Below are 15,007 nucleotides of genomic sequence, written 5' to 3'. Positions count from 1 at the left end.
CGTCGACATGCCGGATCTGAATGATCTGGGAAAACGCGTCCGGTCCCTTTCGGGGCCGGTCTGCGGCGGTGCGCTGATTGTGTGCGCCGCCGTTTTGTGTGGCGTGGTCATTGGGGAAACCAGCATCGGATTTGATGTGGTTTTAAAAACCCTGTCCAACAACTTTCTGGGAACCGCCCTCAGCGTGGACCCGATCGAGTCTGGTCTTTTGTGGAACTACCGCCTGACCCGCGCCATCGTTGCCGCCTGCTGCGGCGCCGGCCTCGCCATATCCGGCGTGGTGCTGCAAGCGCTTCTCAGGAATGCGCTCGCCGAACCCTATCTTTTGGGCATCTCCGCGGGGGCCTCCACAGGGGCAGTTCTGGCCACAGTCGCAGGCCTTGGCGGCGGCGCGATTTCCCTGTCCGCGGGCGCCTTCGCCGGCGCCCTTACCGCTTTTGGGCTTGTGGTGACACTGGCCCATTTTGCCGGTGGCTCCACCGCCAAACACGGCTCAGTGCAGATCGTTCTGGCTGGCATTGCCGGCTCACAGCTTTTTAACGCGCTTACCGCCTTCATCATCGCGAAATCTGCAAACGCCGAACAAGCCAAAGGTATCATGTTCTGGCTCATGGGAAATCTTTCCGGTGTGCGATGGCCCGATGTTCAGGTGGCTGCGCCTGTTGTGATCTTGGGGTTCATCATCATTGTCTGGCATGCGCGATACCTTGATGCCTTTACCTTTGGCACAGACGCCGCCGCCTCAGTGGGCGTGCCAGTGAGACGCGTTCAGGCCGTGCTGATCCTCACCACCGCGCTGCTGACTGCGGCCATGGTCTCAATTGTCGGCTCCATCGGTTTTGTTGGTCTGGTAATCCCGCACATGGCGCGTTTCCTTGTGGGGCACAGCCACGGGCGGCTCATACCGGCCGCCGCAGTGTTTGGCGCAGTGTTTCTGGTATTCGCCGATATCGCCTCCCGCATCCTGATCCCGGGTCAGGTTCTTCCGATCGGCGTCATCACCGCCCTGATCGGTGCGCCAACGTTTGCGCTAATCCTGATCCGGGGACAGCGCACATGAGCCTGAGAGGTGAAAACCTAAGCTGGAAGACGCGCGGCAAAATCATCGTCGAGAATGTCTCCCTCGATGTTCGACACGGGGAATTTCTTGGTCTTGTCGGCTCCAACGGATCTGGCAAATCCACGCTTCTGCGCATGCTGGCGGGCCTGCGCAGCCCGTCCAGCGGTGCCGTGTTTCTCAACGCCGAGCCTATGGCCCTCATGAAACGCCGCGACATCGCGCGCCAGATGGCATTTGTCGAGCAGCAGGCCGACACCGATGACGCCATTACGGCCCGCACCGCCGTGCATGTCGGGCGCACACCATGGCTCTCCCCACTCTCCCCCTGGAGCGCGTCGGATGATCGCATCGTTCAGGACGCGCTTGCTGCCGTGGATATGATCCACAAGGCAAATCAGCCGTGGAACACACTGTCCGGCGGAGAAAAACAAAGGGTACACATTGCCCGCGCGCTCGCCCAGCAGCCCGAAACGCTTTTGTTGGATGAGCCGACCAACCACCTCGATATCCGTCACCAGATCGGTATTCTGGATTTGTTGCATCGGTTGGGCAAAACCACTGTGATTGCGCTCCATGACCTGAACCACGCGATGATGTGTGACCGCATCGCCATTATGAAAGACGGACGCCTCTGGGACATCGGCACACCGGATGACCTGCTGACCAAGGAAACCCTGCGCGCGGTGTTTGACATTCACGGCCATTTCGTGACCGATCCAACGGACGGCTCCCGCTTTTTGCGTTTTGCCGCCTGACATGACCGCTAGCGCCGCACCGTTCGACCGCCCCGTGCTTGGATTATGGCTCCGCGTGGCCTCCATTGCTGCCTTCGCGGTGATGGCCCTGTGTGTCAAACTTGCCGCGGATCACTACCCGACCGGCCAGATCGTTTTTTTCCGAAGCGCCTTTGCCCTGCTCCCCTTGATCCTCTTTATGTGGCTTCAAGGCGCCCTGCCCGCACAGCTTTTTACCAAACGACCTCTTGGCCACTTCAAAAGATGCCTCGCAGGGTGCGCCGCGATGTTCACCGCATTTGCCTCCCTCCGATACCTGTCGCTGGCGGATTACACCTTGATCGGTTTTCTCGCGCCTTTCGCCACGATATTGCTGGCCCGCGTGTGTTTGGGAGAACATATTCCGCCCGCAAGCTGGATCTGCATCGCGATCGGGTTTTGCGGAGTCCTGCTGCTTGTCTGGCCGGAACTCAGCGCCCCGCAGTCGCGCGGCGGCACTATGTTGGGCGTGGCGCTAGGCATTGCCACAGCGGTCTTGACTGCTATTGCCAAAATCCAGATCCGCCGTCTGACGCGCACGGAGCACGCGGGCACGATCGCTTTGTATTTTGCCGTTTCTTGCACGTTGGCCGGCGCCGCGACGGCGGTCTTTGGCTGGAAATATCCGAACCCAATCGACCTCTTGTTCTTGATCGGCTCCGGCATCGCGGGGGGAACGGCGCATATTCTCATGACCCTCAGCATCCAAATTTGCCCCCTGTCCCGACAGGCCGGTCTGGAATATCTGGCGCTTGGGTTTGCCGCCTTGCTGGACCTTCTGTTTCTGAACATCGTTCCAGGAGCGTGGTCGCTGGCTGCCATGGCACTGGTTATGCTTGCAGCAATCCTGAGCTTTCACGCCCCATCAACAGGCCGCTGAAAGAGATCATTAACTGCTCTGACACAAAGGTTGGAGGTGTTAACCGCTCTTTAAGGGCGTCAGATCACACTTTGACGATGCGCATTGTGTGTTTTTCCGCGCTGATTGTTTTGAGTTGTATTGATCATGTTACCAACCATGTGTGCCCGCGTGGCTGTTGCGGGATTTTGGGTGCTCTTGGGCGCATTTGCTGCCCACGCGCAAACGTCGTTATCGCCTGATCGGCAGGATTTTCGCCGTCCCACCACAATTCCTTTTCCAGAGTCCGCACCCTACAGCCGCGAAATTGCCACGCTCGGAAAAATGCTGTTTTTTGACCCCCGCCTGTCGAAACATCAGAACATGTCCTGTGCCAGCTGCCACAACCCGTCCTTTGGGTGGGAGGCACCGGTTGCGCGCGCCATCGGCGCCAAAAGCCGTCCGTTGTCCCGACATACACCGACCGTCCTCAATCAGGCGTGGTCCACGTCATTCTTCTGGGACGGGCGCGCGCAGTCTCTGGAACAACAGGCGGTTGGTCCTCTCACTGCAGCTTCCGAAATGGCCGCAAGTTTTGATCTGATATTCACGCGGTTGAGCGCTGTTCCACTGTACCGAACCACCTTTGAGCGCCTGTTTCCGGAAGAAGGCATAAACAAGGAAACCGTGCTGCGGTCTCTGGCCACTTATGAGCGGACCCTGGTCGCCGCAAACGCGCCGTTTGACCGGTGGGTAGAGGGCGATGAGACCGCAATTTCGGAGAAGGCAAAACGCGGATTCAACCTGTTTGTTGGACAGGCAGGTTGCGCGGCCTGCCATGCGGGATGGGCTTTTACGGACGGTGGATTTTACGATGTCGGCTCCGAACTGGTCTTATACGCTCCGGTCTTGTCCGGTGATGGCGAAACCGGTCGGCCAAAACTCAAGGTTCCCACTTTACGCAATATCTCTTTGCGCGCGCCTTATACGCATCTGGGTGGTTTTCAATCGCTTGAGGATCTGATCTGGCACTACTCCGACGCCGGAACCTCTCTTGGGTTGTCCGGTCGGCTGGACAGCGCACCCTTTTCCATCACCGCCGTGCAAGTCGCCGAAATTGTCGCCTTTCTTGAGACCCTTACGGAGGAAGGAGCACCGGTGCGCGCGCCAGTGTTGCCGTCGAATTGAGCCATGATTTTTAATCCACTACGATTTCAAATGTCGGTGCGCACCGCGATGCTGGTCCCTTTGTCGGTGGCCTGTTGTGTTGGCTTGATTGGCTTGCTGACTTTGGGTGCCGGCGCGGTCATTTCGTCCAACCGTGCCGCGGACGCGCTTGCAACCACCACCGAAATCACCGGCCTCGCTCTGAAAACGGCAAGTGCCATCGAGGAAACGCAGCGCTACACCTCTGACATTCTGGCCATGACCCATATCACTGATCAGGGAACGGTCAGCACCGGGTTTTACACCCGTTTGGGCGCCGAACAGGCCTCGATTGGCGCCATGCGCATTCTGGTTGACGATGGCCCCCTCGCCCCCAAAGTGGCAGCCCTGATCGACGCCGAACGTTTCTGGCGCGCGCAAGCCGAGGTCCTTCTCGGGCTGGCCAAGGGGGATGCCATTCCCACAAGCTGGAGCTTGGAGCAAAGCGCGCAACGCGTTCAGCAACTGACCGAAACCATCGTTGCCGAAAGCCGTGCAGAAGCGGCCGAAACGGTTTTGTCTGCGCCTGCCGCCATTCGCGACGCCGTGCTATTGATCGGCGCGTTTGCCGCCATAGCCACCGCCTTTGCCGTTGTTTTGGCAACGCGGATGTCCAACCGAATTTCCAATGCCATGCGAGACGTGTCACGCAGCCTTTTTGATCTTGCCGACCTTGATGACCGTTCCGCCGGCCAACGCCGGAACGAAATATCCGACATGCGCGCCGCCCTCAACGTCCTTCGCTCAAGCGTTCATGAAAAAGAACGCATGTCCAAAGATTTGGCCCGCGAAAAAGCCCGCGCAGAAGAGGCGGCACGCACCAAGTCACGGTTTCTGGCCAACATGAGCCATGAAATCCGCACCCCTATCAACGGCATACTGGGCATGGCGGAAATTCTTGAAGCCACCGAACTCAACACCGAGCAGCAGGAATGTGCCCGAACAATTCTGTCGTCCTCCGAGGCGCTGCTGTCGGTCATCAACTCCATTCTGGACTTCTCCAAAAATGAATCCGGAGAGACTGTGTTGCAAGACGTGCCTTTCTCGCTGGAAGAAATTGTCTATGACGTGGCGTTGCTGCTCGGTCCAGCGATCGGCGGCGCCGAAGTCGAGGTGTGCGTTGACTATGCCACCGGACTGCCCCGTCATTTCCGCGGCGATCCCGGCCGGATCCGTCAGGTGGTGATGAACCTCGTTGGAAACGCCGTTAAGTTCACGCCCGCAGGCCATGTCACCATCTCCGTTGACTACAACGCCAAAGCCCCAAGGCCATTGTCTATCTGCGTGCGCGACACCGGCGTCGGCATCCCCGAAGACAAGCTTGACGCAGTGTTCCTGGCATTTCAGCAGGTCGACATGCAGGCCACCCGCCGTTTTGACGGAACGGGTCTGGGCCTTGCCATCACGCAACAGCTTGTCACCCTGTTTGGCGGGCAGATTTCCGTGACATCCACCCTCGGAGAAGGTGCAGCCTTTAAGGTGGACCTTCCGCTGCCCGTCACCGACACCTCGCCCGAAAACGCCCCAGTCGCAGAGGCACTATCCGACCTGTCAGGAAAAACCGTCCTGGTCGTGGATGATCTGGCATTGAACCGCGCCATCCTGCAACGTCGCTTGCATCGCTGGGGCATGGCCGTACATCTTTTTGCAGATGCGCCTCAGGCCCTGGACGCCCTTGGCAAAGATCCCGATTTGGCCAACCATATCGACGTTGCCATTGTTGATTACCATATGCCGAGCCAAACCGGAGAAGACCTCGCCAAGAGCCTAAAAGAAATGGACAATGTGCGGGACTTTCCGATCATCCTTTATTCCTCAAGCGACCGTTCCGCCGAAATCGACGGGCTAAAGGCGTCCGGAATTTCTTCGGTCCTGATGAAACCTGCACGCGCCGAGGTCATGGAAGCGGCTCTCGCCAACGCACTCTCGCTGGCAACTGCGCCCTCTCCTGCGCGTCCTGTTCCGGTCCCGCAAGAGCAGCAGTTTGCCGATTTGCGCGTGCTCGTCGCCGAAGACAACCGAACCAACCGGCTTGTGGTCAAACGCATGTTGCAATCCGCTGGCGTCGATCCGCTGTTTGCAAAAACCGGCGCCGAAGCGATCGACAAATACCGCTCGACAGGCGCCGATGTCATTTTCATGGATATGTCCATGCCGGTGATGGACGGCCTTACCGCGACCCGCAGGATCAGAGAGTTCGAGGCCGAAAACGATCTGACGCTGGTGCCCATCATTGCCCTCACAGCCAACGCTCTGGAAGACGATCAACACGCCTGCAAAGCGGCGGGCATGACTGGCTTTTTGTCAAAGCCCGTGCGCAAACACCAATTGTTGTCCCACCTGTCCCAATGCGTTTTTCACTCAAACACGGCACCCGACAATTGTGCCAAAAACGGTTGATACCAACGCAATGAAGCCATTTGTCATCTGGCATTGGTTGCGAGACTCCCGACCCAGAGATCCCGTCCGGCCGCAATGCGCGCCCCCGCACCGGACCGCCTAAAATGCGCAGAACCCGATTGCCTCGCCCCGTGCGCAGGGCGAATTCTTGCGGCCGGCACCACTGCTCAACTTTACACCCCGCGTCCCAAAGGGTAGCAGTTTCTGAAACAGCAAACGCGCCCGGAAAGGACCAGCCATGAAGATCGCCAACCGCGAGATCGGACCCGACCATCCCCCGCTGGTTATTGCCGAAATCGGGATCAACCACGGCGGCGACCTGTCGGTCGCCAAGGAAATGGTCCGTCTTGCCGCGGTGTCGGGCTGTGAAATGGTCAAGCACCAGACCCACTTTGTCGAAGACGAAATGACCGACGAAGCCAAGGAAATCTTCCCGCCCAACGCCGATGTCTCGATCTGGGAAGTGATGCAGCAATGCGCGCTTTCGGCCGAGGATGAACTCGAACTCATGCGCTACACCCAAGAGCTGGGTATGATCTTCATCTCAACGCCGTTTTCCCGCAAAGCGGCAGATTTCCTCGCCGAAGCAGACGTGCCAGCCTTCAAGATCGGCTCAGGTGAGGCCGACAACCTGCCTCTGATCCGCCACATCGCCTCGTTTGGAAAACCGGTGATCATGTCAACCGGCATGCAGACCATCGAAACCATGCGCCGCTCCGTGGCGATCTTGGAGGAAGCAGGCATCGACTATGCCCTTCTGGAATGCACCAACCTCTACCCATCACCGCCTGAAATTGTCTCCCTGCGCGGTGTAACCGACCTAAAAGAGGCTTTCCCAAACGCCATCGTCGGCTTCTCTGACCACTCCATCGGGCCGGAAATGGCACTGGCCTCCGTCGCTCTTGGCGCCACCATTCTGGAACGCCACTACACCGACACGCGTTATCGTCAGGGGCCGGACATCATCAATTCCATGGACCCGTCCGAACTGCGGTTTTTGATTGAACGCTCTCGCGAAATCTGGATCGCCGCCAACAATCCGAAACAACGCACCCAAGCCGAAGAATCCGTCTACGCCTTCGCCCGCGCCTCCGTTGTGGCCGACCGCGACCTGCCCGCAGGTCATGTGATATCCGAGCAAGACATCTGGGCCCGCCGCCCCGGTTCCGGCGAAATCCCGGGCTATGACTTTGACAAGGTGGTTGGCAAAACCTTGAACAAGCCCGTCACCCACAACACACAGCTCGCATGGGCGGATCTGGATTGATTTCATGATTCTTTCGCAGTCTCACAAATTCATTTTTGTCCACGTTCCCAAAACCGCGGGCACGGCCATGACGTCCGCGCTGGAACCATTCGGCATATATCCACCACGAACACTCTGGCGCTCCTTTGTTCGACGCCTTCCGATTCAAGAGTCGCCGGACACCGTTTATCTGCGTAAACACGAAACCGCCGCGGGCGTCCGTCGTAAACTTGGCGGACATGTTTTTGATCAGTTTCATCGCTTCGCTGTAGTGCGCAATCCGTATGACCACGCCGTAAGTCACTACGAGTTCATGAAGCAGTTTCGTATTCCCAAAATCGCGGAAAAGGTCGCCAAAATGTCCTTTGCGGATTATCTGCGCTACCGAATGAAATCTCCATTCTGGAACGACACATTTTTCGCCCGCCTACCAAACCAGAGTTATTTCCTGACCGATGAGAACGGCGCGCTGTTGGTGCACCGTTTGCTCCGTTTTGAATCCTTGGCAGATGATTTTGACAAAATGGCGCACGATCTTGGAATGGGTAACGTCACTTTGCGGCGTGAAAATGAGACGATATCACGAGCCGATAAGCGCCCCTGGCAAAGCTATTATGACAATGAATCCAAGGATTTAGCGCGCAAGCTTTACGCAATGGATTTTGAATTGTTGGGGTACCGAAGCCAAATTTCGTAGGTGATGATCTGACAGTGAGAAATCGTAGCTGTCAGCACCTTTAAGTTCGAGTCTATTCAAAGCGATAGCCGAAGGTCTCAATTTCCCATGCGCTATGCGCGGCCACAAAGTCCACGGACTCGGCGTCATAATAGCTTTGAAATGGCGTATGAATACTTTGGTTCTTGTGCTTAAGTTTTGCGGGTCCAAGCAGGCCAAAAGGGCCGCGTTTTGCACACTGATATTTGGTAGGACTCTCTGCAGATCGACCTCTAAATTTTCCACACGACAAATCTCGTCGCACCCTTTCAGCCAAAACGACTGCGATCGCCGTTGAAAGCCGGGTTGCCCGTCTTGGCGCCAAAGCTCATCGTCTTTGGAAAAAACTCATCGTGAAGCAGCCAGTCTTTGAATGACAAAGATTTGGCTCTGTTTATTTCGTCAATGGGATCGTTTCGGCGCAAAGGCTTTTGCGTGATAAACATATATGCCGACACCATACGGGCCCAGGGGTTTCTGACTGTTCCGAATGCAAAGTGATGGACGCCGAGACTCTGCCGCAAATACCAAAGTGGAGCGTGTCCGGGTATGCCCTTGGTGGTTCCTCCCAAAAAAGCAGCAACCGATTTTCCCGCGGACTTGGGGACATGCACAAAAACAAAATCTTTGCCAACTACAGTCATTTTGAACCATCAATCACGTCGTCAACCGACATCTCGGATGAAATAAACAGATAGTTTGTCTCGTCCATTTGTGGAGAGGAAACCTGCTTCCGGTTGCCTGTCGCGGTGTAGGCCGAATACCCCGAATTCAGCATCAAGTCGAAAACAGCTTGTGCATCCGGATTGAATACCGGCGTCACACCTTCGCCAACAATTTCGATAAGCCAAACCGGTTTGTTTGCTGCATTTATAAGCGTGTCCGCTCCTTTAAGAGCAAAATATTCAAACCCTTCGACATCCACGAGAATAAACATTTTCTCATCATGTTCGGGTGGCGACACGATTTCGCTCAAAGTCACAACTGGTACTGTTTGACGGGTGCTCTCGGGATTTCCTGCCCAGCCTTCCACAAATGAGGATCCTGTACCAACTCCGTAAATGTCAGCAAATCCCGCGCGCTCACCAACCGCCACTGGCAGCAAAGTCACATTGTCAAATCCGTTGGCTTTCAGGTTCTGAACCAAGATTGTCACATTGCTTTGAACCGGCTCAAAAGCGATTGTCGGGACCCCGGCTTGGGATGCAAACAAACAATAATACCCTGTGTTCGCTCCAACGTTCACAAACCGATCCATCTGTGCCAGCAAACTCCGGACCAAAGATGTTTCTTCCGGCTCAAAGGTGCCGGCCAGCATTTTGGCATTTCCGTTCATAACGAACCCAAACGGAGTTGCTACAGGAGGCTTTGCCATACGGCGCGCAGCAATTCGACGCCTGTTCCACCCTCTAAATTTGTCAATTGGCCCCATCGATTTAACCATCAAAATCCGGCAAATCTGCCACTTTCCACAACCCAAGCATCTTATTCGGGCCCTGCCCTTTTTCCTCCACCATGCCTTCCGCAATAATCTTGTTTGGTGTCCCCAATGAGAACGGAGACTTCTCCAGATCCAGTGATCGCCACTGTCCTGTCGAAATCTCGGCATTTTTACCAGTTCCTGGGTACGTCGTTGTCAAAAGCCACTCAGACCCGCTGGCTTTGATATTTCGTAGGGCTGCCTTCACATGCTCCGTGCTCAGGTGCACCAAACAATCGCGCGTGAAAACGAGGTCATGACGCGGGATTGGCCCTTGAATCAAATCTATCACCTCAAAGGTTACACCATCTCGTCCATGGGATGCGCGATTGTCTGAAATCAACTCGGAGACAATATCTCCACCGGTGTACCTGCTTGCGCCAAGATCTACGTGCTGCATCCAGAAATAGTCGCCGCATGGCAGGTCAAGAAAGCTGTCTACATTCAGTTCGCTGACCAGCTCAGGAAGGATTTTACGCAATTCTTGTGTTGCCAGGAGGTTAGACCCTTTGCCCGACCGGCTGTCCGCATCACCCCATTTGTTGCGGCGGTAGTAGTCAGAAAAGACGTCACTTGGCATTTTTCGTCCAAGCTTCCACTTCCGGATGGCTTCCTTAATACGTCCCATTGTACCCGTCTTTCACTGAAATGGCGGCATTCGACCGCCGTTATCTATCCAATAATCTTTGACCCAGCTCACTTGACCGTGCCCGAGATGAGGAAACTTATCCCAAAATCCGGCGCGCTCAGAAACAAGGTCAATGGGGCGAGGTGCGCCATGGAACGCAATTATTCTCGCGCTTTCCGGTGCCTGCTTGGGTTCCAAAAACAAATCCAGACCGATGGGCCGTCTGAGATGTCTTTTGAAACTCAAAACCCAATCGTCCGGCCAATACGACAACCCTTGCGCATTGGCACGGACAAAGTCCTGCTCATTTGCAAATTGTCGGAAAGCCATGTCCTTGTCATCGCGAAAGGTCTCCAGAATTTGCACCTGTTTTCCGGCATCAAAGGCAAATACTCCGGTTCCCAAGTGCTTTTCATCCGTCGGTTTTGGGTTGGGCCTCCATGCCGGCCCAACGCCGATCCCGACATATTCACCAGGATGCTCAAACATCTCATCCAAACCGCGTGATACCATCATGTCCAGATCAATGAACAAGCAACGCCCTTGAATATCATGCAGTTGCGGAACGTAGAGCGCCAACTTTGGCCAAACTCCCGGACGCTTCCACTCTTCCTGTGTCAATCCGATGTCAGGTATCGGCAGTGCCTCCACACCATCAACCAATCCGGAACTATCATCTGTCAAACAGACAAACCGGAACTGTCCAGAAATGGCTTTGCGACAAGCGTTGAAAAGAACGTTGACATAGTCGGATGGAAAAACCGTTCCCCATTTCATGCAAAGAACAGTTCGGTCTTTTTGTGTCACCGTTTGAATCTTCCCAAAAAGCTTGTCACTTCCAGCTTTCACTTTCTTATTGTTATGCTATCAACTTGTCCAGAAGCATGCTCCTGTCGCCTTACTTTGATGCCCGACCGAGTGGCCTTGCATGGCGCAAAACGTAATTAGCGACCGTAAAACCAATGCCAAAAAACATCCTCTTTCTCACCGGCACGCGCGCGGATTTTGGCAAGCTGGAACCGCTTGGAACAGCGCTTGATGCGGCCGGATTTGGCGTGACGTATTTTGTCACCGGCATGCATATGCTCGACCAATACGGGCTGACAAAAATCGAGGTCCACCGCCAGCCAGGCGCTACGGTTCACGAGTATCTCAACCAGCGTCCCGGCGATCCGCAAGACATCATTCTGGCAAAAACTGTGGTCGGCTTTTCCGACTACGTCACCGAAACCCGCCCTGATTTGGTGGTGGTACACGGTGACCGCATCGAAGCCCTCGCAGGCGCGCTGGTAGCGGCGACAAACTACATTCCTTGCGCCCACATCGAAGGCGGCGAAGTGTCCGGAACAATTGATGAAATCTTCCGTCACTGCAACACCAAGCTCGCCGCGCACCACTTTGTCAGCTCCGATGACGCCAAACGCCGTGTTATGGCGATGGGAGAGCCTGAGGGCGCCATTCATGTCATCGGCTCGCCGGAGCTGGATTTTCACGCTGGCCCCTCCGGCGTCACGCTCAAAGACGTCAAAGACCACTATGAAATCCCGTTTGACGATTTCGGGCTGGTCACGTTCCATCCCGTGACATCGGAACAGGACAGCATGGGCGCGCAGGCACAAGCGCTGTTTGGCGAACTTGAGGCCTCCGGCAAAAATTTTGTGGTCATCGCACCCAACAATGATCCCGGATCAGAGGACATTTTTGCGGTACTTAGCGCCCTGCCCGCCGACCGGTTCCGACAGTTCCCGTCCATGCGGTTTAACCATTTTTCAGAGCTGATGAAAAACGCCGCCTGCATGATCGGCAACTCATCGGCCGGCGTGCGCGAAGCCCCGTTTTTTGGCCTCGCCAGCCTCGATGTCGGCACGCGCCAGACCAACCGCGCGCAGGCCGGATCGGTGTTTTCCTGTGCCGCCGACGACCGAACCGCCATCTCGACCTTTCTGAAAACGCAATGGGGTCACAAGCACCCGCCTCACAAAGGCTTTGGCGAAGGTCGCGCGGCAGACCGGTTTGTCGAAGTGCTCCAAGACGCAGCCTTTTGGGAACAGGGTCTGCAAAAAGCCTTCCATGACATCGAATAAACCTCTGACCGGCGGCCTTGCGCTGTCCGCCTACGCGGTGGCGTCCCGTGCGATCCCGCTGATCGCCCCCCCACTTTTGCGTCGCCGCCTGAAACACGGTAAGGAAGACGCAGAGCGCTGGCGTGAAAAACTCGGCGAGCCGACTGCCAAACGTCCCGATGGCCCGTTGGTTTGGCTACACGCGGTGGGTTTGGGTGAAGTCCTCGCCCTGCGCGGCCTGATCACCAGCATGTCCGCACAAAATCCTACGCTCAATTTCCTTGTCACCAGCACCGCAAGGTCATCGGCACAGGTCATGGGATCCAACCTGCCGCCGCGCACCATTCACCAGTTTCTGCCGCTGGATGCTCCGCAATACCTGCGCAAGTTTCTGGATCACTGGCGTCCGGACCTGTCAATCTGGTCCGAACAAGACCTTTGGCCCAACGCCATTTTACAGGCCGATGCCCGCGCCATCCCGGTTGCTTTGGTCAACGCCCGGATCACCGACGCCAGCCTGCAAAAACGTCGCTTGGGACGCGCGCTTTACGCGGCTATGTTTGCTCGAATGTCGTTGATTGCAGCTCAGGAAGAACGCACCGCCGCAAACCTGCGCAATCTTGGCGCTCAAAATGTCCGCGTCACCGGCTCTCTCAAATCTGCAGCGCCTGCACTCGGGTATGACACCGAAGCCCTCACCGCGGCCAAAGCGCTTTTTGCACATCGCACACCGTGGCTCGCGGCCTCAACGCACCAAGGCGACGAAACCGTTGCGCTTCAAGCACAACAGGCACTCTGTGCCCAACCATCGGCGCCACTCCTGATCCTCGCTCCGCGAGACATCGCCCGCGCGCGCCAAATCGCCCAGCAAGTTTCCGCACTCGGTCTGACACCTCAGTTGCGCAGCGAAGGCATCGCTTTGTCTGACGCCACGCAGGTTTATATTGCGGACACCTATGGCGAGTTGGGCCTGTTTTACCGCCTCTGTGATCGCGCTCTGATCGGCGGCGGTTTTGATGCGATTGGCGGGCACAACCCATGGGAAGCCGCGGCGCTGGACTGCGCTATTCTGCACGGGCCGGACACGGCCAATTTTGAAGCGGACTACCGTCAGCTGCACGATGCAGACGCCGCCACCCAAACCTCCGCCGCAACCCTTTCGACCGATCTGTCACAGACAGATCATGCGACCAAAATTCACAATGCCCGCGCCCTGTCCGACGCCGCCCGTGATGCGCTCACGCCGCTTGCCGCCGACCTGTGTGCCCTAATGCCAAAGGCCTCCGAATGAGCCTGAAACTCCGCCTGTTCCTCGCTTTCTGGGCCGCACTTTGGCATCTCGGCCTGCCCGCGATCCTGCTCTATCTGCGCAAACGCGCCAAGAAGGACCCGCTCTATTCGCAGCATCTGGGCGAACGTTTTGGCCGCTACCCGACTCCCATGCCTGGTGCTGTCTGGGTGCACGCGGTGTCTTTGGGTGAGTTGCGCTCCGCGGTGCCGATGATCCGCGCCCTTCTGGATCGGGGCGAACGGGTCGTTGTGACTCAATTTACACCCGCCGGACGGCGCGAAACCGAAACGGTTTTTGCTGAAGAAATCGCCAATGGCACCCTGCAAGCGGTTTGGATTCCTATTGAAACATCATGGGCTTACCGCCGTTTCTTTAAGGCATATCAACCCGAATACGGTCTTGTCATGGAGATCGAGATCTGGCCCCGCATGGTGATGGCCGCCAAGCGAGCCCGCGTGCCGCTGTTTATGTGCAACGCGCAGTACCCCACCAAATCCATGGCCAAGGACGCCAAAGCCTTTGGCCTACGTTCAGAGGTGATGACCCACTACGCAGGCGCTTTTGTGAAATCCGATCTGCAACGTGACCGCTTCGCCTCGGTGGGCGTGAAGAACATCCATGTCACCGGCGAGCTACGTTTTGACCAACCTGTTCCCGCCCATCTGCCCCCCGCCGGACAAAAAGCGCGCGACTGGCTCGGTGCCTCTGACAGAACTGTCGTGACGCTGGCCTCTACGGTCGAAGGCGAAGACGCGCTTTATGTGGACACCATGCGCCAGATGGCCCGACAGACGCCCAAACCCCTGTTTGTCTATGTCCCGCGCCGCCCGGAACTCTTTTCCAGCATCGGTGATATGCTTGAAAATGAGGGGTTTTCCGTCTTGCGCAGGTCCGAGGGTTTACCCGAAGACCTGACGCTAGACGATTGGGGCCCCTCACCTAATACGCCCGACATTTTGCTGGGTGACAGTCTTGGCGAGATGTATTTTTATCTTTCTATGGCTGACCGCGCGGTCGTCGGTGGTGGTTTCAGACCGCAAGGCGCTCACAACATCATCGAACCCTTGGCGATGAAAAAACCGGTCATCACCGGCCCCCAGACATGGACCATCGAATACCCGTTTGAGGAGGCCAAGGCCGCAGGCGTCGCCCGCACAGCCAACGACGCCACCGATCTCGCCCAAGCCCTGTCCGGTGGTTTTTCGCCTTCGGTTGAGCAGATTGACAGCTTCTTTGCGGCCCACGCGGGCGGCACACAAAAATTCCTGAATGCCCTGCCAGAGGCCCTGCAAAACGCGCGTTAGGCG

At 56.7% G+C, this 15,007-nt stretch carries 14 protein-coding genes; 10 read left to right on the top strand and 4 right to left on the bottom strand.

All coding sequences use genetic code 11. The features are described from left to right. Positions 1 to 7: 7 nt before the first annotated feature. The 7 genes from BM069_RS03340 to BM069_RS03310 all read left to right on the top strand — a co-directional run bounded on the left by BM069_RS03340 (position 8) and on the right by BM069_RS03310 (position 8,220). Complete coding sequence (locus BM069_RS03340) at positions 8 to 1,060, top strand: FecCD family ABC transporter permease (protein WP_093321294.1); 1,053 nt, start codon at positions 8 to 10, stop codon at positions 1,058 to 1,060. Continuing rightward, on the top strand, positions 1,057 to 1,815 hold the full coding sequence (locus tag BM069_RS03335) for an ABC transporter ATP-binding protein (RefSeq protein ID WP_093320207.1): 759 nt from the start codon (positions 1,057 to 1,059) through the stop codon (positions 1,813 to 1,815). Before BM069_RS03340 ends, BM069_RS03335 begins: the two co-directional genes overlap by 4 nt. 1 nt (position 1,816) lies before the next feature. Continuing rightward, positions 1,817 to 2,713, top strand: a complete 897-nt coding sequence (locus BM069_RS03330; protein ID WP_093320204.1) for a DMT family transporter — start codon at positions 1,817 to 1,819, stop codon at positions 2,711 to 2,713. A 171-nt stretch (positions 2,714 to 2,884) separates the two neighbouring features. Then, on the top strand, positions 2,885 to 3,859 hold the full coding sequence (locus BM069_RS03325) for a cytochrome-c peroxidase (protein ID WP_280137032.1): 975 nt from the start codon (positions 2,885 to 2,887) through the stop codon (positions 3,857 to 3,859). A gap of 3 nt (positions 3,860 to 3,862) precedes the next feature. Continuing rightward, on the top strand, positions 3,863 to 6,277 hold the full coding sequence (locus tag BM069_RS03320) for a hybrid sensor histidine kinase/response regulator (RefSeq protein WP_093320198.1): 2,415 nt from the start codon (positions 3,863 to 3,865) through the stop codon (positions 6,275 to 6,277). 238 nt (positions 6,278 to 6,515) lie between these two features. Further along, the gene (locus BM069_RS03315; RefSeq protein ID WP_093320195.1) at positions 6,516 to 7,544 is read left to right on the top strand and encodes an N-acetylneuraminate synthase family protein; all 1,029 of its coding nucleotides are present in this window, start codon (positions 6,516 to 6,518) and stop codon (positions 7,542 to 7,544) included. Positions 7,545 to 7,548: 4 nt separating this feature from the next. Next, positions 7,549 to 8,220 carry a sulfotransferase family 2 domain-containing protein gene (locus BM069_RS03310; RefSeq protein WP_093320193.1) on the top strand — a complete coding sequence of 224 codons (672 nt, stop codon included), beginning with the start codon at positions 7,549 to 7,551 and terminating at the stop codon, positions 8,218 to 8,220. Between the two features lie 287 nt (positions 8,221 to 8,507). On the opposite strand, the gene BM069_RS03305 is transcribed toward BM069_RS03310, so the two are convergent. From BM069_RS03305 to BM069_RS03295, 4 genes are all read right to left on the bottom strand, one after another. Further along, entirely contained in the window at positions 8,508 to 8,882 is a 375-nt protein-coding gene (locus BM069_RS03305; protein ID WP_093320190.1) for a sulfotransferase family protein, read from the bottom strand. After that, positions 8,879 to 9,556 carry an FkbM family methyltransferase gene (locus BM069_RS03300; RefSeq protein WP_212611505.1) on the bottom strand — a complete coding sequence of 226 codons (678 nt, stop codon included), beginning with the start codon at positions 9,554 to 9,556 and terminating at the stop codon, positions 8,879 to 8,881. Before BM069_RS03300 ends, BM069_RS03305 begins: the two co-directional genes overlap by 4 nt. Positions 9,557 to 9,674: 118 nt before the next feature. Continuing rightward, positions 9,675 to 10,346, bottom strand: coding sequence for a class I SAM-dependent methyltransferase (locus BM069_RS19745; protein ID WP_170846663.1), 672 nt, complete (start codon positions 10,344 to 10,346; stop codon positions 9,675 to 9,677). 12 nt (positions 10,347 to 10,358) lie between these two features. Further along, positions 10,359 to 11,153: a glycosyltransferase family protein gene (locus tag BM069_RS03295; RefSeq protein WP_139216124.1), complete on the bottom strand. Its 795-nt coding sequence runs from the start codon at positions 11,151 to 11,153 to the stop codon at positions 10,359 to 10,361. 155 nt (positions 11,154 to 11,308) lie between these two features. On the opposite strand from BM069_RS03295, the gene neuC reads away from it, so the two are divergent. The 3 genes from neuC to BM069_RS03280 are packed head-to-tail and all read left to right on the top strand — an operon-like array spanning position 11,309 to position 15,004. After that, on the top strand, positions 11,309 to 12,430 hold the full coding sequence (neuC, locus tag BM069_RS03290; RefSeq protein ID WP_093320181.1) for a UDP-N-acetylglucosamine 2-epimerase: 1,122 nt from the start codon (positions 11,309 to 11,311) through the stop codon (positions 12,428 to 12,430). Continuing rightward, on the top strand, positions 12,417 to 13,700 hold the full coding sequence (locus BM069_RS03285; protein ID WP_093320178.1) for a 3-deoxy-D-manno-octulosonic acid transferase: 1,284 nt from the start codon (positions 12,417 to 12,419) through the stop codon (positions 13,698 to 13,700). Before neuC ends, BM069_RS03285 begins: the two co-directional genes overlap by 14 nt. Further along, positions 13,697 to 15,004: a 3-deoxy-D-manno-octulosonic acid transferase gene (locus tag BM069_RS03280; protein WP_093320175.1), complete on the top strand. Its 1,308-nt coding sequence runs from the start codon at positions 13,697 to 13,699 to the stop codon at positions 15,002 to 15,004. Before BM069_RS03285 ends, BM069_RS03280 begins: the two co-directional genes overlap by 4 nt. Positions 15,005 to 15,007 lie beyond the last annotated feature (3 nt).

The sequence above is a fragment of the Shimia haliotis genome (assembly GCF_900114415.1).
GTDB lineage: Bacteria > Pseudomonadota > Alphaproteobacteria > Rhodobacterales > Rhodobacteraceae > Shimia > Shimia haliotis.
This window is presented reverse-complemented; position numbering and strand designations above follow the sequence as displayed.